Source organism: Micromonospora zingiberis (assembly GCF_004331455.1).
GTDB classification, from domain to species: domain Bacteria; phylum Actinomycetota; class Actinomycetes; order Mycobacteriales; family Micromonosporaceae; genus Micromonospora; species Micromonospora zingiberis.
Map to the genome: position 1 here is coordinate 82,113 of NZ_SJJR01000017.1, position 21,591 is coordinate 103,703.

The window sequence follows — 21,591 nt, forward strand, 5'->3', positions numbered from 1 at the left end:
TCCTTCACCCACATTTCGTGGGCAACCACCCGAGGCGCACCCGGGGCACGCCGTACTGACCGGTATGGTTCGTGGGAAGTACTCCCCTCGTGCCGACAAGATTAGGCCAGCCCGTACCGGCACGCCAGGCGGGGCACGCCAGTCGACTCTTACCGTCACGGACGCGAACACCTATCGTGGCCGAGATGACCGCAGAGCAGGCGACCGGCCCATTGACCGGCGTACGCGTGGTCGAGCTGGCCGGCATCGGTCCCGGCCCGTTCGCCGCGATGATGCTCGCCGATCTCGGTGCCGACGTGATCAGGGTGGACCGGGTCGGCGCGGTGGACCCGACCTGCTTCGGCACCCCGCATCCGGATCTGCTCAACCGGGGTCGCCGGTCGATCGCGGTGGACCTCAAGTCGGCCGACGGTCGGGAGGTGGCACTGGCCCTGGTCGGCGACGCCGACGCGCTGATCGAGGGCTTCCGGCCCGGGGTGACCGAGCGGCTCGGCCTCGGCCCGGCCGACTGCCAGACGGTCAACCCACGGCTGGTCTACGGCCGGATGACCGGATGGGGGCAGGACGGCCCGCACGCGCCGTACGCCGGGCACGACATCGACTACCTGGCGCTGACCGGCGCCCTGCACGGCATCGGACGGGCCGGACAAGCACCCGTGCCCCCGCTCAACCTGCTGGGTGACTTCGGTGGCGGCGCGATGATGCTGGCCCTGGGGGTCGTCTCCGCGCTGTACGCGGTGCGTGGCGGCGCCGCCGGCCAGGTGGTCGACGCGGCCATCGTGGACGGGGTCGCGGTGCTCAGCACCCAGATCCACGCGCTACGGCAGCTCGGCCGGTGGCAGGACGCGCGCGGGGTGAACCTGCTCGACGGTGGCGCCCCGTTCTACGACACGTACGAGTGCGCCGACGGCCGGTACGTCGCCGTCGGCGCGCTGGAGCCGAAGTTCTACGACGAGCTGGTCCGGCGTACCGGATTCCCGCTGCCGCCGGACGAGGCGCCCGACCGCACCGACCCGGCGAACTGGCCCGCGCTGCGCGCGGCCTGGGCGCGCCTGTTCCGCACCCGCACCCGGGACGAGTGGGCGGCCCTGCTCACCGCCTCCGACTCCTGCCTGGCACCGGTGCTGGACTGGCGGGAGGCACCGGAGCACCCGCAGTTGGCCGCGCGAGGGACCTTTGTGGATCGCGACGGCGTGGTGCAACCGGCACCGGCCCCCCGGTTCTCCGGCACCCCGACGTCGCTACGTCGACCACCGCCGTGGCCGGGCGAACACACCGACGAGGTGCTCACCGAGATCGGCTATCCGGCCGACCGGGTGGCGCGGCTGCGGGCCGCCGGCACCGTCGGCTGACGCCGCTCGACCCCGGCTCGACCTCGCCGCCGGGCTCGATGCGGCGCCGGCTCGACCCCGACACCGGGCTCGACCCCGACACCGGTGCTCGATCGCAACGCGGCGCCGCGCCCGGCTCAGCGGCGGCGAAGCGTGGCGCCGGGGGCCATCGCCGGCTCGACCATGTCGCGGTAGTCGCGGGGCAGTTGCACCACCAGCTCGTCGAACTCCCCGCCGGTCACCGCCTCGCGGATCGTGGTGAACACCGCGCCGACCACGTCCCGGGCCGCCGGCTCCTCGACTCCCGCCCGTACCGCCACCCGGGCGACGAACTCGGCGGCACCGAAGCGCTGTGCCGCCTCGGTGTCGGGTGTCGGTCGCAGCGGCAGGCGCAGTGGCTCGGGCAGTTGCAGGGCCAGATCCATCACCTCGCCGCCGGTCAACCGTTCGGCGAGCGTCCGCAACGTGGCGCGGATCAGTTCCACCGCCCGCTGCGAGGACGTGCCGGTGCGCTGGGCGACCTGGTCGACGAACGTGTCGTAGTTCATCGCGTACCCCCTCCTCCGGCGGTTACCCGCCGCGAGGGGCCGGAAACGACGGCCGGTTTTCCGGCCCCGGGCGCGTGACCGGCGCGCGGCTGGGTAACCGCGCCCGGTCGTGGCGGATCGAAGCCGGGAGGAGCCGACAGCATGGCGAGTTACGCCGAGGTACTGCACTACCTGTCCAGCCTGGACTACCCCGCCGAGAAGGACGACGTGATCCGCGAGGCCGAACGGGAGGGAGCCCCGCCGGACGTGCTGCGCGCCCTGCGGGCGCTGCCGCCGGTCGACTACGCCAACGGCGCGGAGGTGGCCCGGTCGGCCGGCATCGAGGCGGCCCCCGAGGTCGATGACGCGCAGCGGGGCGCCGCTGGCCGGGACAAGCGTCACCAGCGGGTGTCCCAGCACCTGCGCAGCATCTGAACCGACGACCGGGACGAGGCACGCGGCGTCCCGGTCGTCGCTGCCAGGTGCCGACGGACCGGTGGGCCGAGGGCTGGATAAGGAGGCGGGCCGCCGCGCGGCCCAGGAGGGCGCCCCAGCCGCGAACCGCGACCGGAGGCGCCCCTGGGTAACCACCTGCCCTGCGGTGCCCACCCGGAACGGGTGGAACCACAGGCGGCCCACAGCCGCCCGAACCGGGCGACCGCTGTTACCGCGATCAGCATACTGCACGGCATCAGCCGAACGGCCAGTGGGTGGTCGACAAACATCTCAACCTGCGAGTTCGGCGTACCGGCGCTCAAGATCGATGCGGGCGAGCGCCCCGACCAACCAGGCCAGACGTTCCGACTCGCCACCGCCGGCCAACCCGGCAAGGTCCGCGGCGGAACGGCCCAGTCCCAGCCGGCGGGCCGCCGCGAGCGCCCGCCGGTCGGCCACCGGGGCCACCTCGCCCCACAGCGCCTGCACCTCGCGCAGGAACAGGTCGGCGACCTGTGCGTCCACGCCGGGCAGCGCGGTGAGCAGCGCCCGCTCGCGGGCCGGGTCGTAGCCGGCGGTGGACCGCAGCCGCCGCAGGTCGCCCCGGTACCGCTCGACCACGGTACGGGCCAGGTCGCCGAGCAGGTCGGCGAGCGCCTCGACGTCACCCCGTTGCCCGCTGTCGCGTAGCACCCGGGCCCGGTCGCCGTGCAGTGCGCGAGCCAACCGGCCGGCGCTGTCCCAGCCGGCGTCCGGCAGCGCGTGCGCGCTGTCCAGGGCCCGCCGGAAGTCTCCCCGGCGGGCCAGCAGGACCGCGAGACAGAGCAGCTGGAACAGGCTGGACGGATTGTTGGTGACCCGGAAGCCGTACTGCTCGGCGAACCCTCGGCCGCTGCCGGCCAGCCGGCGCGCCAGACGCTTCTTGTCCTCGATGGTGGAAGTCACCGTTGCCATGCCGGCTACTACCCGCGCCCGAGCCGGTCACGCCTTCGGTCACGCCCACGCACCACCTGCCACCCGGCACGCGGCGCCCGGCACGCGGCGCGGGACGGCGCACCGGGCGCCGCGCTCAGTCCCGCCAGCCGCCGGCCCGGTCCCGGGCCTTGAGCCGGACCGTCGGCAGGGCCGGCGCGGGCAACGGCGGATCGGGATCGGCGGCGACGGTGCCGAACCGCCGCCCCGCCATCCAGTCCTCGCGGGCGGCCACGATCTCCTCGTGGTGGCGACCGACGAAGTTCCACCACATCACCAGCGGCTCCTCGAAGGCGGTGCCGCCGAGCAGCATCAGCCGACTGCCCGGCTCGCCCCGCGCGGTGAACTCGGTGCGTCCGGCGCCGAGCCAGAGCAGGGCCCCCGGCGCCACCCGTACGCCGTCGACCTCGGCGCTGCCGTCGAGCGCCAGCAGCGCGTACTCGAAGTCGGACCGCAGCGGCAGTCCGACCGGTCCGGCGCCGGCCAGCTCCAACTGCGCGCCGACCAGCGGGGTGTACACCCGGGCGGGCGAGCGCTCGCCGCCGAGTTCCCCGACGAGCAGGGTCACCGTCAGCTCCCCGTCCTGCCAGCGGGGCAGTCGCGGGTGGTGGACGAAGTCGGCCGGGCCGGACCGGGCCGCGTCCGGCAGCGCCACCCACAGCTGCACCCCGTGCATCAACGGTGGATGGTCGGCCGGTGATCGCTCGGAGTGTGCGATGCCGTGGCCGGAGGTCATCACGTTCAGCTGGCCGGGACGGATCGGCTGGACGTTGCCGAGGCTGTCCCGGTGCAGGATCTCGCCGTCGAGCAGCCAGGTCACGGTCTGCAGCCCGGTGTGCGGATGCGGCGGCACCTCCATGCCCGGACGCTGCGCGACGTCGTCGGGACCGAAGTGGTCGACGAAACACCAGGCCCCGACCAACCGCCGGCTCCGCTGCGGCAGCAGCCGCCGGACCGTGGTGTAACGGCCCAGCGGCACGTCGTGGCCCGGCAGCAGGACACTGCCGGGATCGGTGGTCGCCACCCCGGGCGGCCGGGTCTGCGCGGGCATCGACTCGGTACGCTCCACGAGCCGACTCTACGCCCGGGACCGATCCGTCATCGGTGGCTGGCGTCACCCCCGACGTACGGTGACCAGGTGTGCCCCGGCGACGAGGTCGAGGAAGACCCGGTCGGCCGAGTGACCCCAGCCCGGTGATTCGACCACCGTCGCGGCGGGCATCCCGCCGTGTCGTTCGTCGTACACCTGCACCGCCCCGGCCCCCGCGTTGGCCCGCACCCGGACCGGGGCACCACCGACAACCGTGACGTCGAGGAGGTTCACCCCACCGGTCACCCGCACCACGAGCCCTCCGGTGGGCCGGGGCAGCCGCAGCTCGGTACGGGTGGCGCCACCGGCGAACTCCAGGTCGGACAGCCGGCCGGCGGTGAGATCGAGCCGGCGGTCGGTGGCACCGCCGGTGATCCGCAGCCCCCAGGTGACCCGGGAGTTGAGCAGCACCTCGACCTCACCCGGCCCGTCCCCGTCGCGCGGTAGCCGCAGCCGCAGCCGGTCGCCGGCCAATTCCGGGCGGGGTCGCGCGTCGGATTCGGCCGGGCTGGTGATCCGGTACAACTCCTCCCCCAGGTCCGCCAGCCGCAGGTCGAACCGGGTCACCCCGTCGACCAGCTCGAAGGTGGCGCGTTGTCGGCCGTCCCGCGGCGCGGTCCGCACCTCCTCCGGGCGCTCCGCCGCCGCCCGGGCCGCACCGCCCAGCCCGCTGGTGCCCTCGGGCTCGGCGGTGACCGGCGGCGGTGGACCGTCCCCGGTGAAGACCAGGCCGAGCCGGTGCGGGTCGGACAGGATCACCACCACGGCGGTCGCACCGAGCCCCAGCACCACGACTGCGGCGGCGGCCAGCAGCCGCGCCCCGACCGACCAGGTCGGCCCGGCGGAGCCGTCGTCGGATGCGGCCGGCGGCGTCGGGTCCGGCCCCGTCGACTCCGGCTCGGGGGTTGTCGGACAGTTCGCGTTCTCCTGCGACTCGACCATGCCACGTCCCCTTCCACGGTCCCCTACCAGCAGACACGCACCGAAGGGCGGGATGGATCAGTCAGCGTGGCGCCGAATGCGAGCGGTCACCGGATCGGCCGTCTCCGCACGGCGGTGAACCGGACGGCGGTGACGGCCCGTATTCGGGGGCACCGTCGCCGCGGCGACGGCGAGAGGTGGCAACGACGCCACACCTCGAAACCGGAAGGGACGTGTCGGTGATGCCGGAGACGGTCGAGTCGCTGTACGCCAGTGTGGTCACCCGCAATCCGGGGGAACCCGAGTTCCACCAGGCCGTACGGGAGGTGCTGGAGAGCATCGGTCCGGCCCTGGCCCGGCACCCCGAGTACGCCGACGCCCGGATCATCGAGCGGATCTGCGAACCGGAGCGGCAGATCATCTTCCGGGTGCCCTGGGAGGACGACCGCGGCCGGATCCGGGTGAACCGGGGATTCCGGGTGGAGTTCAACAGCGCCCTCGGCCCGTTCAAGGGCGGACTGCGCTTCCACCCGTCGGTCTACCTCGGCATCGTGAAGTTCCTCGGGTTCGAGCAGATCTTCAAGAACGCGCTGACCGGACTGCCGATCGGTGCCGGCAAGGGCGGTGCCGACTTCGACCCGAAGGGACGGTCGGACCGTGAGGTGATGCGGTTCTGCCAGAGCTTCATGACCGAGCTGTACCGGCATATCGGTGCGGAGACCGACGTGCCGGCCGGCGACATCGGGGTGGGCAGCCGGGAGATCGGCTATCTGTTCGGGCAGTACAAGCGGATCACCAACCGGTACGAGTCGGGGGTGCTCACCGGCAAGGGCCTGTCGTACGGGGGTGCCCAGGCGCGCACCGAGGCGACCGGCTACGGGGCGGTGTTCTTCGCCGAGGAGATGCTCCACCAGACCGGGGACAGCCTTCAGGGCAAGCGGGTGGTGGTCTCCGGCTCCGGCAACGTGGCCAGTTACGCGATCGAGAAGGTGCACCAGCTCGGCGGCACCGTGGTCGCCTGCTCGGACTCCGCCGGCTACCTGCTCGACGAGAAGGGCATCGACCTCGACGTGCTGCGCGAGGTGAAGGAGCACCGCCGCAGCCGGCTGGACGACTACGTACGCGAGGTGCCGCACGCGGTCGTCGTCGCGGACCGTACGCCCTGGGAGGTGCCGTGCGATCTGGCCCTGCCGTGTGCGACGCAGAACGAGATCGGCGGGGCCGAGGCCGCGCAACTGGTCGCCGGCGGATGTGTCGCGGTGGTGGAGGGGGCGAACATGCCGACCACCCCGGAGGCGGTACGCATCCTCGGCCGGGCCGGGGTACGGTTCGCGCCCGGCAAGGCGGCGAACGCCGGTGGGGTCGCGGTGAGTGCCCTGGAGATGCAGCAGAACGCCAGCCGGGAGTCGTGGACGTTCGCGCAGTCCGAGCAACGGTTGCGCGAGACGATGCGCGACATCCACGCCCGGTGCTGGGCCACCGCCGAGGAGTACGGCCTGCCCGGTGACTACGTGGCCGGGGCGAACATCAACGGCTTCCGCCGGGTGGCCGAGGCGATGTTGGCGCACGGGCTGGTCTGATCGGGGCCGGGCGACGGCCGGTGCCCGCCGGACGAATCCGACGGGCACCGGCCGTGGTACGGGCGTTACCGGAGTGCTGGATCAGCGTGCGCTGCCCGTTCCGAACCGGTTACGCCGTCGCCAGAGCATCGTGCCGAGCAGCATCGCGCCACCCGCCGCGACGAGGCCGCCACCGATCTTCATCGGGGTGCCGAGGCTGCTACCGGTGACCGGCAGGTGCGGCTTCTTCTTGGGCAGCACCCGCAGTTCGGTCGAGGCGCTGCGGCCCGACGCCCGCCCGGTGGCGGTGAAGGTGAGCAGGCCCGTCACCGACGGCGTGTACCGGCGGGTGAAGACGCCGTTGCCGTTCGTCCGAGCGGTGAAGCTGCTGGGTGCCGCGGCCTGGAAGGCCACCGGCACCATGGCGACCGTGCTGCCGTCGCTGAGGCGGGCGGTGCCGAAGGCGGGCGCGGCGAGCGGCTGCACCGAAACCGTGATGTCGACCGTCTCGTTCGGCCCGAAGGTGCGGCCGGTGAGCACGACCGTCTCGCCCAGGAAGATGGTCGGGCGGTTCACCGTCAGCGAGGCGAGTACCGGCGGGTACGGCGGTGGTTGGGGCGGATCGGTCACTCCGGGCGACGGCGGCGGCTGTGGCGCCGCCCCCGCCACCGCCGGCACGGCCACTACGGCCAGTCCGACCGTGAGCGCCATGATGATGCGGGAAATCCGCATGTCTCGTTCCCTCCTACTGAGAACAGCTAGGTGCGGTGACAACTTGGGTGGTCCATGGGGTGGCGGTCGGGGTCAGCCACAGTTGGGCATCACCACTGCCCGTCTTGCCGGTGAGCAGGGAGACCTCCAGGGTCTTGCGTGCACCCGGGCCGACCTCGACGTTCACGGTCGCCACCTGCCGACGCCGTTCGGTGCCGGTGGCGACCGCGGTTTCGGCCCCGTCGAGGCGGCTGTCGAGCACCGCCCCGCCGGCCGGCCCGTACACCGAGACCAGGGTCCGGACGCTGTACGGGTCTCCTGACCTGGCCAGGCCGAGGACCGACCTGCTGAGCCCGGACGCAGGTGCGGTCGACCGCAACGTCACCCGCAGGCTCAGTTCGCGCCGGCCGTCCGCGTGGCAGTCGCCGACCGTCAGGTCCGCGCTCTGCCGCAGGTAGTAGCCGAGCTTCGCGCCGCTGCCGTCGTTGAGGAAAACGCCGACGGTCGGCACGGCGTCCTGTTCCGGAAGGATTCCGGTCATCCGGCTGTCGCCGAAGGTTCGTTGTTCTTCCGGACGGGCACTCCAGAACAATATCCGACGTTCCTGCACAGAACGGTCAAAAGCGGCAAGTAGCCCATTAGTGGCTATCTTGCGGGCAAAAAGGGCGTCGAACACGGCGGCGGAGGCGGCGGCGAAGAAGGTGTCCTGGTCGGCCGGGTCCATCCGTTGATAGGTGTCGCTGAGCAGCACCTTCACCGCGTTGTCGGCGGTCAGCTCGACCCCGGAGGGAACCCGGACCGGGCCGGTCGCCCGCAACAGGTACGACAGCGCCACCGGGTCCACGGCGAGCACCCCGTCGACGGTGTCTGCGGTGCTGCGCCGGTACATCTCGCGGTACAGCGCGGCAGCCGTCGGGAAATGTGGCGTGAGGTTCACGTCGGCGGGATAGATGCCGGGCAGATCGCCCCAGAGGGCACGCACCTCCGCCGGCACCTTCAGCGGTTTGGTGAAGGCGTCGAAACTCGCCGAGCTGGCCTGCGCCCCCATCTTGAGTCGGCCCTTGTTCGCCTCGATCACCGCGTACGCACCGAACATGCCGCCGGTGGCCCGCAACTCGGCGGGATTCTGCGACACCAGCAGGTACCGGCGCGGGCCGTCGGCGCCGAGCAGTGGCGGCAACAGCCGGCTGGCCCGGTCCGCTGCCGAGGTCAGCTCCGCCAGCCGGTCGATCTCGCCACGCAACCGGACCACCGCCTGCCGGACCTGGCCGACCAGCCGGTCGTCGGGAATGGCGGCCAACTCCGACCTGGTCCGCCGCACCGTCGCGTCCACCTCGCCCAACTGGGCGGTGACGGCGTGCAGTTCGGACACGTCCAACCGGCCCTCGCTGGGCACCAGGCCACCGAGGTCGACCTGCAACAGCGCCGGAAACGCCTGCCGGGCCAGGTCGTCGATGGCGATGGCGATCTGCCGTACGGCCGAGAGGTTGCTGCCGGCGTACGGCACCTGCCGGCCCAGCCACCAACCGGGGTCACCGGTGGCACGGCGGGCCGCGCCCGACTGTTCCTGCAGGGCGGCGAGCGTACGCTGCGCGCGGGCGGTGTCCCCGCCCACCAGGTGTCCACTCAGCTCACCGGCCAACCCGGCGGCATTGACCAGGTGGGCGCGGGCCTGCCAGCCCCGAAAGCCCACCCAACCGGCGACACCGAGCAGCAACGAGCCGACCACCAGTGAGCTGAGCAGGACGCGACGCAGTCGGGCACGCCGGCGTCGGCGGGACCGACTCCGCCGAGGCGAGCTGTCACTCTCCGTCACGCCATACCTCATTTCCCGCGATTTGGACAGACGGTCACATAGTTCTAACAGTTGACGACTGGTTTGGGTGCGTTAATGCCCTACTCAGCCGTTATGAGGCTGTCGTTCGCTCTGACCGTTTTGCCGCAGGCCACCGGTCGCCGCCTCCCGCAGCAACTGCTCGATCCGGTCCACGCCCCCCGGCAACGACATGTCCCGCAGGTACGCCTCCCGGCCGCGGCGGCCCATCTCGGCCCGAGCGGGCGGGGGTATCGTCGCGGCGAGCCAGAACCGGTCCGCCAGGCTGGCCCAGTCCTCCGGCGGACAGGACAGTCCCGCCCGGGCCCGTTCCACCAGGGCGGCGGTGTCGCCGCCGGCGGAGGCCACCACCGGCACACCGCAGGACAGCGCCGCCTGGAGCTTGCCCGGCACGGTGCTGCGCAGCGCGGGCAGGTCCCGCAGCATGATCAGTTGATAGTCGGCGGCGGCGTACAGCTCCGGCATGTCCAGTGGGGAACGTCGGTCGACGAACCGGACGTTGTCGGCGCGCAACTCGGCGGCGAGCCCCCGCACCCGCCGCTCGTCCGCGCCCGAACCCACCAGGACCAGATCCATGGTGTTCTCCAGCGCCACCGCCGCCCGTACCGCTGTCTCCAGGCCCTGCCGCACCCCGATGGTGCCGGCGTGCATCACCACGCACCGCTCGTCACGGCGGACCAGCCCGCGCGCGGCGGAACCGGCCGGCGCCGGCCGGAAGATCCGCTCGTCGGTCCAGTTGAGCACCACCCGGACCCGGGACGGGTCGGCGCCGACCGCGACCACCGCGTCACGCAGCGACGGCGCGCTCACCGCGATCGCGCTGGCGGCCCGGTAGGTCCTGGTCATCGCGGCGCGGACCCGGGCCGCCCACCTGCCGTCGTCGCTGTCCTCCGGCGCCTGCTCCGTCCACACGTCCGGCACGTGCAGGACGGCCGGCACCCGACCGAGCAGCCGCAGCAGCGTCGCCGAGGCGAACGCCGTCGCCGGTGGCTGGTGCACGTAGAGAACGTCCACATCGGCGAGATACCGTCGCCCGACGAGCGCGGCGCTGCCGGCGAAGGAGAGCCAGGAGGCCATCCTCGGCCGTACGCCCCCGTCACCGGTGCTGTACCGGGGCACCCGCCGCACCGTCAGTCCCCGGCTGCGGGTCTCGTGCCGCCAGCGCTGCCGCCAGCCCGGATAGACGTGCCCACCGGGATAGTCGGGAAAGCCGGTCAGCACCCGCACCTCGTGGCCGCGCGCGGCCAACTCCTCGGCCAGGCTGCCCGGGATGAACGCGGGTTCGGGCGGAAAGTGATACGTCAGGATGCCGATCCGCATCGGGACACCCCCGCCCCCGCCCGGCCCGGCGCGGCGTACGTGACGGTGGGCGTCACGTACGATGCCGGCAACCCCTCCCCCGCTGCGGCGCCACCATGCGCGACCGCCTCGTCGAGAGGGTTTCCGATGGTCAACGGAGTCTTGTTCGTCTGCCACGCCAACCTGTGCCGGTCGCCGATGGCCGAGTACACGGCGCGCCGGATGCTGGCCGGACGGCCGGTGACGGTCGCCAGCGCTGGCACGGACGCGGTGGCGGACCGGCCCATGCATCCGTACGCGGCGGAGATCGTCGCCGAGACCGGTGCCGAGCCGGCGGACTTCCGGACCCGGCAGTTGGCCCCGGAGCACCTGACCGACGCGGTGCTGGTGCTGACCGCGACCCGGCGCCAACGCTCGATCTGTACCGCGCTGGCGCCGGCGGCGCTGCACCGGACGTTCACCCTGCGCCAGTTCGGCCGGCTCGCCGCGGCCGTCGAACCGCCGCTGACCGAACAGGACGATCCGTTGACCGCGGCGGTGGCCGCCGCCACCCTGGCCCGGGGACGGCTGCAACCCGCGCCCGGGGACGCCGACGACCTGCCCGACCCGGTCGCCGGCACGGCCGAGGACTTCCGGCGCTGCGCGGAGGAGATCGAGCGGTCCCTGCGACCGTTGGCGGTGCTCATCGAGACAGCCGGGTGAGTTCCTGGGTGTGGTCGACCGGCTGACCGGCGCTGCCACGCTCGGCGTGCCGGCCGGCCGAGGACCGCCCCTTCGGCACCGATGACGTGCCCGCCATCACCCGGTACGCCTCGTACTGGTAGGCCTCGGTCTTGGGCACTCGCGCCATGTTCAGCACACAGCCGAGCAGCCGTACGGAGACCGAGTGCAGGGCCCGGGCCGCCGTGGCCACCTGCGCCCGCGAGGTGCGTCCCTGCTGGCTGACGAGCAGGGCACCGTCGGCCTGCACGGCGACCACCACACCGTCGGTGACCGCGAGCAGCGGGGCGGTGTCGATGATCACGATGTCGGCCGACTCGCGCAACGCCAGCAGCAGGTCCGACATGGCCTTGGAGCCGAGCAGTTCACTCGGGTTGGGCGGCGCCGAACCGCTGGGCAGCACGAGCAGCGACTTGTCGCCCCACCGCTGGACCACGTCGCCGACATGCACGTCGCCGACCAGCACGTCGGTCAGCCCGACCCCGGAGTCGATGCCCAGGTAGTGGCCGACCTTGGGCCGACGCAGATCGGCGTCGACCAGCAGGACCCGCCAGCCCGCCTCGGCCAGGGCGATCGCCAGGTTGCACGACAGGGTGGTCTTGCCCTCCCCCTGCAGGGCGCTGGTGACGGCGATGACCCGCGCCGGCTCGTGCACGTCGACGAAGCGCAGGTTGGTCCGTAGCTTCCGGATCGCCTCGGCACGGGCCGAGGTCGCGGCGTCCCCGACGATCAGAGGTGCCACCCGGGCGTTGCCGTCGATCGGGATCTCGCCGAGCAGCGGGCTGCCGGTGACCCGGCGCAGCGCGGCGGCGTCGCGCAGCCGGACGTCGGCCATGCCGCGCAGAACCGCCAGGCCGACGCCGGCCAGCAGGCCGAGCAGGACGCCGATGGCGGTGTTGCGGATCGGCTGCGGGGAGACCGGGCTGGGGGTCACCCGGGGCCCGCTGACCACCTCGATCTTGATCGGCCCGGCGCTGCCATCCGGTTTGGTCTCCACCTTCTGGACGAGTTCGACGAAGTTCGCCGCGAGCGCCTCGGTGATCCGCAGCGCCCGGGTCTGGTCGGTGTCGGTCACCGAGGCCCGCAGCAGGACGGTGCCGTTCTCGGTGGAGGTGCTCACCCGACGCTGGATCTCCTCAGCGGTCAGGCCGAGCTGACGATCGGCCGCCGCGCTCTGCGCCAGCCGGTCGCTGGTCAGCAGTTCGGCGTACGACTTCACGCGTTGCTGGAGAAAGAGGCCACCCTGGTAGGCGTCGGCGACGCCCTGGCTCGGGGTGGTCACGAAGAAGGTGACCGAGGCGACGTAGCGGGGCTGCGCCCGGACCGTGATCAGAGCGGTCACGCCGAGGGCCACCATGACGGTGACCAGGACGATCCACCAGTGCTGTCGCACAAGACGCAGCTGGCGCAACAGGTCCATCAGGCATGCCTCCGGATCGGGGCGGTAACGCCAAAGAACTTCACGAAAACCCCCAAGGTCGACTTAATCTCGTGAAACCATTAAAGCGGCTTATATGACTTGTGTCCGGAGTTAGGGGTTTTCCTCGCAGAGGACGCACTCCCCTATGCCCAACCGGACCGGGCGTCCGTCGGAATCGCCCTCCGGCCGGAAATATGCAGTTTCTCGGCCACCGAATCCCCGGTGGCGACGATGTCGGCCGGCTCCCGTTCGCCGCCCTCGCGCCCGGGGCCGGCAGGGGATAAGGTCATGGCCGGTGTGCCGGGAAGACTGGTCGGCGATGAAGCTGCAACTCGTCAACCGACAGGTGGAACCACCGCATGACCTCGCACAACCCACCCCCTGAGCGCCGCGGCGTCCGCCGCCTCTTCGCGCGTACCTCCTGGCCGGAGGCCCGGTTCCTGGCCGACGTCCTCCGGATGGAGACGGTCGGCGGCGCGCTCCTGTTGTTCGGTGCGGTGATCGCGCTCGGCTGGGCCAACTCGCCGTGGGGCGACGCCTACGCCGAGCTGGGCCGATGGGTGCCCTGGTCCGGTGGCTCCGCGTTGCACCTGGACCTCGACCTCGCCACCTGGGCCGCCGACGGACTGCTGGCCATCTTCTTCTTCGTGGTCGGGCTGGAACTGAAACGGGAGTTCGTCGCCGGCGAACTGCGCGACCCGCGCCGGGCCGCGTTGCCGGTCGTGGCGGCGGTCGGCGGCATGACGCTGCCCGCGCTGATCTACGTCGGAGTCAACCTCGGCGCCGGCGGCGAGGGACTACGCGGATGGGCCATCCCCACCGCCACCGACATCGCCTTCGCGCTGGCCGTGCTGGCGGTGATCGGCGCCTACCTGCCGCAGGGGCTGCGCGCCTTCCTGCTCACCCTGGCCGTGGTCGACGACCTGCTCGCGATCACCATCATCGCGATCTTCTACACCGACGACTTCCGGGTGCTCCCGCTGCTCGGCGCCCTGGTGCCCATCGCGCTGTTCGGCCTGCTGGTGCAGCGGCGGCGCACCTGGTGGTGGGCGCTCGTCCCGCTCGCACTCGTCGCCTGGACCCTGGTGCACTCCTCCGGAGTGCACGCCACGGTGGCCGGCGTCCTGCTCGGCTTCACCGTGCCGGTACTCGCCCGCCAGGGGCGCGACGGCCGTCCCGCGCCGGGCCTCGCGGAGCGCCTGGAACACAAGTGGCGGCCGATCTCGGCGGGCTTCGCCGTACCGGTCTTCGCGTTCTTCGCCGCCGGGGTCTCGCTGCGCGGCGCCGACCTGGGTGCGGTGTTCACCGACCCGATCGTCATCGGCGTCGTACTCGGTCTGGTGGTCGGCAAGGTCGTCGGCATCCTCGGCTCCACGTTCCTGCTGGCCCGGTTCACCCGGGCCCGACTGGACGAGGACATCACCTGGTCGGACCTGCTCGGCGTGTCGTTCCTGGCCGGTATCGGCTTCACCGTGTCGCTGCTGATCGGCGAGCTGGCCTTCGGCTCCGACGGCATGGCGGGTGACAACGTCAAGGCGGCCGTGCTGACCGGCTCGCTGATCTCGGCGCTGCTCGCCAGCGTCGTACTGGTCCGCCGCAACCGGGCGTACCGGATGATCGCCCTCAAGGAACAGGTCGACCTCAACCAGGACGGCGTGCCCGACGTCTACCAGAAGCCCGGCGGCTGACCCGGACGGTCAACAGCCCGACGTCCGGCCGGCCCGCTCGGCCGGACGTCGGCGACCGGCCGAGCGCCACCGTCGCTGGTCCGCGAGGCGCCACCGTCGCTGGTCCGCGAGCAGCGCGCCACGCAGCACACTGCGCAACACCACGATCGCGGCCACCGCGGCCAGGCTCGACCCGGACTGCTCGCCGACCAACCGCAGCAGGCCGGCGGCGATCAGCATGTCCAGCAGCACCCCGAGGGCCGTCGACACCGAACGGGTGGTGACCAGCGCCACCCCGGCGGTGAGCGCACCGAGCGCGGTGACCACGGCCGCGAGGGTCCCGGTCACTTCGCCCCACCCGGCCGCTCGACCTGCCGTTGTTCCTGCTCGATCTCCCGCCCCAGCACATGGTTCAGTCCGGTCCGGATCGCCGCGATGGCGGCGAGCTGACCGATCTGCGCGAACGTCGGCGACAACGCGGTACGCAGGATGTCCGCCGCCAGTTGGAACTCCAGGCCCAGGACGAGGAACCGGCCCAGGGTCAGTCGGATCCGGGTGAACACCGCGGCGTCGCGGTACCGCAACCCGTCGACCACGAACCGCAGCGCCGCCCAGGCCACCCCGGCGACGATCACCACCACACCGACGACCTCCACCGCGGTCACCACGACGTGATGACCGCGGTGGAGGATTGCCTCGACGTCCACCCCGGCGCCTTACCCGGCCGACACCGGGGTAGTCGGCGCCGGGCCGGCACTCAGAGCGGTTCGGCGCGCCGGCACTCAGGGCAGCGGGGAGTGCCGGGCCGGCACTCAGAGCAGTTCGGCGACCGCTTCGATGATCAGCCAGATGCCGCTGAGGGCGAACAGCGCGGCGGCGCCGTACTTGATGGTCCGTTCCGGCAGCTTCCGGCCGAGCAGCCGGCCGACGATGATGGCGAGCGCGTCGGCGGCGACCATGCCGATGGTCGAACCGATCCAGGTGCCGAACCATCCGTACTGGGTGGCCAGCGTGATCGTGGCGAGCATCGTCTTGTCGCCGAGTTCGGCGAGGAAGAACGCGACACCCACGGTGAGCACGGCGGACTTGCCGCTCTTGGCGGCCTTGCGCTTGTCCTCCTCGGTGAGCGTGTCACCCCGCAGGGTCCACAGCCCGAAGCCGATGAAGGCCACACCCGCCAGCAGCGAGATCCAGCCGGTCGGCAGGGCGGCGCCGAGGCTGTACCCGATGGCCACCGAGGCCAGGTGCACCACGGCGGTGGCGACGGTGATGCCGATCAGAATCGGCATGGTGCGATATCTGGTGGCGAATGCCAACGCCATGAGCTGGGATTTGTCTCCCAACTCGGCGACGAAGATCACGCCGAAGCTGACTGCCAGCGCGACGAGGAAGCCTTCCATGACGTCCTTCCGGATCAGGCCGGGAGGAGGTACGGGGATGCCCTCGACCCGGCTGGTTACCGCCTGGGTCGAAGGTCTCGCCCGCCTCGTCTCGTGAGGCCCCGTGGCCGGATGCGGAACGCACCAGTATGTCGACCACGGTGTTGCGGGCTACTCCCCTTCGCTGCGCCCAGCCTAGCCGATCAGCGGCCGGGCCGGGGGCGCCGGGGTCAGCACCGCCCGGCCGGGGTCAGCACCACCCGGCCGGCACCGCCCGGCCGGGGTCAGTCGGCGCGGGCGAGGGTGACTCCGAACAGCCCGGCCGGGTCGGTCCAGAACCGTTCGGCGGGCAACCCCGCCACGGCCAGTTCGGCGGCGATCCCCTCGGGCCGGAACTTGGCCGACACCTCGGTACGCAGTTCCTCCCCGGCGGCGAAGCCGACCTCCAGATCCAGCACCCGCACCCGCATCGGCCGCTCGGCCCGCAGCCGCATCTCGATCCACTCCCGCTGCGGATCCCAGAGCGCGACGTGGGCGAAGGCGTCCGGCTCGAAGTCGGCGCCGAGTTCCCGGTTGAGCACCCGCAGCACGTTGCGGTTGAACTCGGCGGTCACTCCCGCCGCGTCGTCGTACGCGGGCACGATCACCGACGGGTCCTTCACCAGGTCGGTACCGACCAGGAACCAGTCACCCACCTCCAGGGCGGCCCGCATCCGGGTCAGGAACTCGGCCCGCTCGGCCGGCAGCAGGTTACCGATGGTGCCGCCGAGGAAGATCACCAGTCGTCGCCCACCCGCCGGCAGCCGGTGCAGGTCACGGGTGAAGTCGCCGACGATGCCGCGTACCCGCAATCCGGGGTAGTCGGCGGCGAGGGTCTCGGTGGATCCCCGCAGCGCGCTGACCGACACGTCCAGCGGGACGAACGTGCCCAGGCCACCCCGGCGGGTGAAGGCGTCCAACAGCAACCGGGTCTTCTCCGACGACCCGGATCCGAGCTCGATCAGCGTCTTCGCACCGGTCACCTCGGCGATCTCGGCCGCGTGCTGGGCCAGCACAGCGCGCTCGGCCCGGGTGGGGTAGTACTCCGGCAGTCGGGTGATCTCGTCGAACAGTTCGCTGCCCCGGGCGTCGTAGAACCACTTCGGGGGCAGCCACTTCGCCCCGGCGCTCAGCCCCACGCGTACGTCCCGGCGCAGGCTCTCGGCGATGTCCTGATCGTCGAGGTAGATCTCAAGCGGTTCAGAACTCATCTGCTTCCCCCTTCGGTAGAGCTGATCGGGTACGACCAAGCGGCTCAGGACTCGACCAGCGGCCACTGGCGCACCACGGTCGCGGTGGCCTGCACCAGGTGGCCGTCCGGCACCTCCCGCCAGCCCGGATCGTCGTCGTGTGGTTCGGAGGCCAGCAGCACCGAGGTGCCGGTGGCGCGCAGCGACAGGGCGTGCCCGGTGGTGCTGGCGACCGCCGTCCGCCCGTCGGTGAGCAGCAGGTTCAGCCGCGACCCGGGGGCGGCGGCGGCGACCGAGGTGACCGTCTCGGCGACCGCCCGCGCCGCCGCGACGCCCGCCCGCAGCCGGTGGCGCACCAGCGCCCAGAGCAGCGCCGAGTCGGTCGCCGCGTCGAGCGTGAGCAGGTCACGTACGGGCAGCTCGGCGGCGAGCGGGACCATCGAGTCCGGCCAGCCGCGCACCACCCCGTTGTGGCTGAACAGCCACCGGCCCTCGGCGAACGGCGCGGCGGCGCCGTCGACGACCGCCATGCCGACCGTGGCGGAGCGCACGGCGGCCAGCACCGCCGTGGCCGAGGTGACCGCCGCGAGTTCGGCGATGGTCGGGTCGCTCCAGATCGGTTGGGCCCGTCGGTACCGCACCGGTGGGCCGCCGTCGGGATACCACCCGACACCGAAGCCGTCGGCGTTGATCGTTCCGCCGCCGCGCATGTCACGCGGCGCCCAGGACTGGCGCAGCAGCGAGTACGGCGGATCGAAGAGCAACTCGCGCAGGGTCGCCGGCGGTCCCAGGTAGACCAGGTGGCGGCACATCAGTCGACCGTCACCGGTGGGCCTGTTCGGCGGTGGCGTCCCGGGCGCAGCGGAACCCGCTGAAGATCTGCCGGCGGATCGGATAGTCCCAGTTGCGGAAGGTGCCCCGGCAGGCGGACCGGTCGGTGCCGAAGGAACCGCCCCGCAGTACCTGGTACTGGTCGCCGAAGAAGACCTCCGAATACTCGCGGTACGGGAAGGCGGCGAAGCCCGGGTATCCCCGGAAGCCGGTCGCGGTCCATTCCCACACGTCGCCGATGAGCTGGTGCACGCCCAGCGGCGAGGCGCCGGCGGGATAGGCACCGACGGGCGCCGGCCACAGGTGCCGCTGCCCCAGGTTGGCGTGGGCCGAGGTCGGCTCGTCGTCGCCCCACGGGTAGCGGCGGGACCGGCCGGTGCCCGGATCCCAGCGGGCCGCCTTCTCCCACTCCGCCTCGGTGGGCAGTCGTTTGCCCGCCCACCTGGCGTACGCCTGCGCCTCGTGGAAGCAGACGTGCACCACCGGTTCGTCGTCGCGGACCGCAGCCCACCGGCCGAAGCGTCGGTACGCCCAGCCGTCGCCGTCGCGCCGCCAGTGCAACGGCGCGCTCAGTCCGGCCTGCTGACGGTGTCGCCAGCCCGGCTCGCTCCACCAGCGCGGCTCGTCGTACCCGCCGTCGGCGATGAACTCGCGGTACGCCCCGTTGGTCACCGGTGCCGCGTCGATGACGTACGCGGGCAACTCCACCCGGTGGGCGGGGCGTTCGTTGTCCAGCGCCCACGGGTCCGCGTCGGTGCCCATGACGAACGGGCCGGCGGGCACCAGCACTTCCTCGGCCAGCCGAACGGCCGGCTCGGGCGGCGGCGGCGCCTGCAGCACCGCCGGCCCGGAGCGCAGTTGGTGGGTGGCGAGCATGGTCTCGTCGTGCTGCTGCTCGTGCTGCACGATCATGCCGAAGGCGAAACCGTCGGCGACCAGCGGGCCGCTGTCGAAGGCGACCCGGTCGAGCAGGTCGAACACCTTGTCGCGGACCGTCGCCAGGTAGGCCCGCGCCTCGCCGGGCGGCAGCAGCGGCAGCGACGGGCGGTCCCCGCGGGGCTGCTTGAAGGCGTCGTACAGGTCGTCGATGTCGCGGCGGACCGGCTCCCGGCCACCGACGTCGCGCACCAGCCAGAGTTCCTCCTGGTTGCCCACATGGGCCAGGTCCCACACCAGCGGGGACATCAGCGGCGAATGTTGGCGCATCAGGTCGCCGTCGTCCACCACCTCGGTCAGCAGGGCGGTCCGGGCGCGGGTGCGCTCCAGTTCCGTCGCGATCCGGCCCCGCAGGCCCTCCGCGTCTGCCCGTTCGGTCACGGTGTCGGTCACCGTTGCCTCCTCTGTGCGACGGCCCGCCGGCGGCGTAGCCCTCGTTCGATGTCGTGCGCCAACTCCGCCGGCAGGTCGAGCCGGGGCAGTTCCGCCAGGGCCAGGTCGAACAGCGCGGCGGCGGCCGAGGCCAGGGCCGGGTCACGCAGGCCGTGCCGCGCGGCGACATGCCAGTTGCCGGCCACCGGGGTGGCCACCGTGAGCGCCGAGTCGACCGTGTCGGCGCCGGCGAGCAGGGCGGCGAGCACCGCCAGCGGCAGCCGCCACTCCCGGCCGGGCTGCGCGTCCAGATAGCGCAGTTCGAGGTAGCCACGCGGCCGGACCGGCGGAAAGAGGGTGCTCACGTGGTATTCAAGATCGTCGGTGGTGGGTGGCCGGGGCAGCGCCCCGTCGAGCCAGTCGGCGAAGGTCACGTCCGGCGGTGCGGTCCAGTCGTCGTCACCGTCGCGGACGCAGAGCAGCGGCGCGGCCAACACGTACGCCGTCCACGCGGCGACCGGATCCAGGTCGGGCCGACCGGGTTCCCAGACCGGGGCGGTGCGGCCCGGGTCGATGCGCAACCAGGCGCCCATCCGCGCCGAGGCCCAGCCGGTGTCCCGGCCCGCCAGCCGGCCGGAGGTGGCGAAGGCGGCCAGCAGCGGCGGGCCGACCGCGTGGGCCAGCGCCCATCGGGCCGCCAACTGCCCGGGCTCTCCCGCGTCGAGGCAGACCTGCAGGCCGGCGGTGCCGTACATCATCGTCCGCCCGGCCGGGCCACGTCGGTCGAAGACGCGGCGCATGGCGCGGTAGCGGGGTGTGTCGATCACGGCCCTGGGCTGGCGGTACGGATCGAGTCCCGCGCGGCCCAGGCGCAGCCCGGCGACGTCCAGCAGGCGGGCGACCTGGTCGATGTCGGACTGGGTGGCCTCGATCAGGGCAGCCAGGCGGGCGCGCGGCGGGGTGGAGATCTCCACCTGGCCACCGGGCTCGACGGTCACCGCGCCGCCGTGCAGCAGTCGCAGGGCGGGGCTGTCCGGATCCAGCGTGGTGGGGCTGTACGGCCCCAGCGCCGCACGTAACCGCGCGGCCTCGATGGGGCGGGTCGGGTCGACGGCGTCGTGGACCGTCCATTCCAACTCGACACCGGTGTAGGTCGGTGGGCCGGTCTTGAAGCAGATCCGGGCGAGATGCCGGGCGGCTGCGGCGCGGTCCCGCAGTTGCCGGACCCGGTCCAATTCCGGCGACATCACCATGCAACGGCTCCCTTCCCGGTGCCGGCTCAGCTCTGTCACGGTAACCCGTACCGGTGACATCGGCGGGCCGCCGAGGGCCACGCCAAGTTCTGTCTAGCAGGCGTCGACCGAACGTCGAGCGGAATTCACCTTCATCCCGACCGACGGGCGTTGCCCGGGCCATCCGCCCCGCACCCACCCGTGCGGCGCCGGACCGCCGGCAAGGTCGGACAGCACCGTCACCCGGAGGCGGAGGCGACCAGGTCGGGGCGCGTCGCCGCGCGGGCGGGCGGCGGGTCAGGAGTCCGTGGTCGAGGCCACCTGGCCGTCGGCGGACTCCGGCGCGGTGCTGGGGCCGTGCTTGGCCAGCCACTGCGGGTCGGTCTCGGCCAACACCCCCTGGCAGTACGCCATCACGTTCTCGGCGCCACCGGCCGCGACCACCAGTTCGTTGAAGGCGGGAGTGCGCAGGGCCTTCTCCCGCTGGCGCTCGGACTTCTGCAGGTATGCCTTGCAGAGGCCGGACCGGTCGGCGGTGTTGTCGGAGTTACCCGGGCCGGCCTGCACGGTCGCGTCCACCACTGGAGCACTCGACTCGGGTGCGGGCGGCGTCGGGGCGAGCCCGTCGGTCGGCCCGACGCCAGCGCCGGGGGTGACGACGGACGGGGCTTCCGACTCGCCTCGGGACGGGCTCGCGCCATCCCGATCGGGCTGCCCACCCGTCGCGCGGGGCGACGGCGCGACCGGGCCGGTGATCGGGGCCGGCGGCGGGGCGGGTCGCTCGTCCGGCTGGTCGAGTCGTACCGCTGCCAGGGCGGCGCCCGCGGTGGCGGTGGCGGCCACACCGGCGATCCAGACCACCACTCCGGCGGTGAACCGCCGACGGCGGGGCCGGGGTGCCGCAGCGGGCGCGCCGGCCTGCCGGGCGGCCCGGAACGCGGCGAGCGCCTCCTGCTCACCGGCGAGTTCCCGCTCCCGGGGCGGGGCCGCGGCGGCCCGCAGCAGCCCGACGAGCGGGTCCGACGGACCGGACGACGTTGCGGGGCGTGCCTCACGGGCGGCATCGAGCAACTGCTCGGGGTCGGTCGGGGCTCCCGAGCCGCCCAACCGCCGCAGGAACATGCGT

General features: G+C 72.7%; 21 protein-coding genes. 5 read left to right on the forward strand and 16 right to left on the reverse strand.

Annotation, left to right across the window (positions count from 1 at the left end):
* The first annotated feature begins 185 nt into the window (after positions 1-185).
* Complete coding sequence (locus E0H26_RS21915; protein WP_131306701.1) at positions 186-1,352, forward strand: CaiB/BaiF CoA transferase family protein; 1,167 nt, start codon at positions 186-188, stop codon at positions 1,350-1,352.
* A gap of 116 nt (positions 1,353-1,468) precedes the next feature.
* On the opposite strand, the gene E0H26_RS21920 is transcribed toward E0H26_RS21915, so the two are convergent.
* On the reverse strand, positions 1,469-1,879 hold the full coding sequence (locus E0H26_RS21920; RefSeq protein WP_131306703.1) for a DUF2267 domain-containing protein: 411 nt from the start codon (positions 1,877-1,879) through the stop codon (positions 1,469-1,471).
* Between the two features lie 141 nt (positions 1,880-2,020).
* Between E0H26_RS21920 and E0H26_RS21925 the strand changes: the two genes are divergently transcribed.
* On the forward strand, positions 2,021-2,293 hold the full coding sequence (locus tag E0H26_RS21925; protein WP_131306705.1) for a DUF2795 domain-containing protein: 273 nt from the start codon (positions 2,021-2,023) through the stop codon (positions 2,291-2,293).
* Between the two features lie 291 nt (positions 2,294-2,584).
* Here E0H26_RS21925 and E0H26_RS21930 read toward each other — a convergent pair whose 3' ends face one another.
* The 3 genes from E0H26_RS21930 to E0H26_RS21940 form a co-directional block, all read right to left on the reverse strand.
* Complete coding sequence (locus E0H26_RS21930) at positions 2,585-3,247, reverse strand: hypothetical protein (RefSeq protein WP_131306707.1); 663 nt, start codon at positions 3,245-3,247, stop codon at positions 2,585-2,587.
* A 115-nt stretch (positions 3,248-3,362) separates the two neighbouring features.
* A complete protein-coding gene (locus E0H26_RS21935) occupies positions 3,363-4,334 on the reverse strand; it encodes a pirin family protein (RefSeq protein WP_131306709.1) in 972 nt (323 codons plus the stop codon).
* A gap of 45 nt (positions 4,335-4,379) precedes the next feature.
* Positions 4,380-5,297, reverse strand: coding sequence for a hypothetical protein (locus E0H26_RS21940; protein ID WP_206025289.1), 918 nt, complete (start codon positions 5,295-5,297; stop codon positions 4,380-4,382).
* Between the two features lie 221 nt (positions 5,298-5,518).
* Between E0H26_RS21940 and gdhA the strand changes: the two genes are divergently transcribed.
* Entirely contained in the window at positions 5,519-6,856 is a 1,338-nt protein-coding gene (gene gdhA / locus E0H26_RS21945; protein WP_131306711.1) for an NADP-specific glutamate dehydrogenase, read from the forward strand.
* 81 nt (positions 6,857-6,937) lie between these two features.
* Here gdhA and E0H26_RS21950 read toward each other — a convergent pair whose 3' ends face one another.
* The 3 genes from E0H26_RS21950 to E0H26_RS21960 form a co-directional block, all read right to left on the reverse strand.
* Complete coding sequence (locus E0H26_RS21950; protein ID WP_131306713.1) at positions 6,938-7,567, reverse strand: hypothetical protein; 630 nt, start codon at positions 7,565-7,567, stop codon at positions 6,938-6,940.
* A 13-nt stretch (positions 7,568-7,580) separates the two neighbouring features.
* On the reverse strand, positions 7,581-9,362 hold the full coding sequence (locus E0H26_RS21955; protein ID WP_131306715.1) for a DUF4012 domain-containing protein: 1,782 nt from the start codon (positions 9,360-9,362) through the stop codon (positions 7,581-7,583).
* A gap of 84 nt (positions 9,363-9,446) precedes the next feature.
* Positions 9,447-10,700 carry a glycosyltransferase family 4 protein gene (locus E0H26_RS21960; protein ID WP_131306717.1) on the reverse strand — a complete coding sequence of 418 codons (1,254 nt, stop codon included), beginning with the start codon at positions 10,698-10,700 and terminating at the stop codon, positions 9,447-9,449.
* Between the two features lie 126 nt (positions 10,701-10,826).
* On the opposite strand from E0H26_RS21960, the gene E0H26_RS21965 reads away from it, so the two are divergent.
* Positions 10,827-11,381, forward strand: a complete 555-nt coding sequence (locus E0H26_RS21965; protein WP_131306719.1) for an arsenate reductase/protein-tyrosine-phosphatase family protein — start codon at positions 10,827-10,829, stop codon at positions 11,379-11,381.
* Here the strand turns inward: E0H26_RS21965 and E0H26_RS21970 are convergent.
* A complete protein-coding gene (locus E0H26_RS21970; RefSeq protein WP_131306721.1) occupies positions 11,362-12,819 on the reverse strand; it encodes a tyrosine-protein kinase domain-containing protein in 1,458 nt (485 codons plus the stop codon). The genes E0H26_RS21965 and E0H26_RS21970 overlap by 20 nt on opposite strands.
* Positions 12,820-13,178: 359 nt before the next feature.
* Between E0H26_RS21970 and nhaA the strand changes: the two genes are divergently transcribed.
* Complete coding sequence (gene nhaA, locus E0H26_RS21975; protein ID WP_131306723.1) at positions 13,179-14,507, forward strand: Na+/H+ antiporter NhaA; 1,329 nt, start codon at positions 13,179-13,181, stop codon at positions 14,505-14,507.
* 9 nt (positions 14,508-14,516) lie between these two features.
* Here nhaA and E0H26_RS29630 read toward each other — a convergent pair whose 3' ends face one another.
* From E0H26_RS29630 to E0H26_RS22015, 8 genes are all read right to left on the reverse strand, one after another.
* Positions 14,517-14,834 carry a hypothetical protein gene (locus E0H26_RS29630; RefSeq protein WP_206025291.1) on the reverse strand — a complete coding sequence of 106 codons (318 nt, stop codon included), beginning with the start codon at positions 14,832-14,834 and terminating at the stop codon, positions 14,517-14,519.
* Positions 14,831-15,193, reverse strand: a complete 363-nt coding sequence (locus tag E0H26_RS21985; protein WP_131306725.1) for a DUF1622 domain-containing protein — start codon at positions 15,191-15,193, stop codon at positions 14,831-14,833. Before E0H26_RS21985 ends, E0H26_RS29630 begins: the two co-directional genes overlap by 4 nt.
* Before the next feature lie 105 nt (positions 15,194-15,298).
* Entirely contained in the window at positions 15,299-15,886 is a 588-nt protein-coding gene (locus E0H26_RS21990) for a TMEM165/GDT1 family protein (protein ID WP_131306727.1), read from the reverse strand.
* A gap of 263 nt (positions 15,887-16,149) precedes the next feature.
* Complete coding sequence (gene egtD, locus E0H26_RS21995; protein WP_131306729.1) at positions 16,150-17,115, reverse strand: L-histidine N(alpha)-methyltransferase; 966 nt, start codon at positions 17,113-17,115, stop codon at positions 16,150-16,152.
* Positions 17,116-17,159: 44 nt separating this feature from the next.
* A complete protein-coding gene (gene egtC, locus E0H26_RS22000; RefSeq protein WP_131306731.1) occupies positions 17,160-17,906 on the reverse strand; it encodes an ergothioneine biosynthesis protein EgtC in 747 nt (248 codons plus the stop codon).
* Positions 17,907-17,916: 10 nt separating this feature from the next.
* A complete protein-coding gene (gene egtB / locus E0H26_RS22005; protein ID WP_131306733.1) occupies positions 17,917-19,254 on the reverse strand; it encodes an ergothioneine biosynthesis protein EgtB in 1,338 nt (445 codons plus the stop codon).
* Positions 19,251-20,486, reverse strand: a complete 1,236-nt coding sequence (egtA, locus tag E0H26_RS22010) for an ergothioneine biosynthesis glutamate--cysteine ligase EgtA (RefSeq protein WP_131306735.1) — start codon at positions 20,484-20,486, stop codon at positions 19,251-19,253. The genes egtB and egtA overlap by 4 nt, the downstream gene beginning before the upstream one ends.
* A gap of 276 nt (positions 20,487-20,762) precedes the next feature.
* On the reverse strand, positions 20,763-21,587 hold the full coding sequence (locus E0H26_RS22015; protein WP_131306737.1) for a hypothetical protein: 825 nt from the start codon (positions 21,585-21,587) through the stop codon (positions 20,763-20,765).
* Between the last annotated feature and the right edge of the window lie 4 nt (positions 21,588-21,591).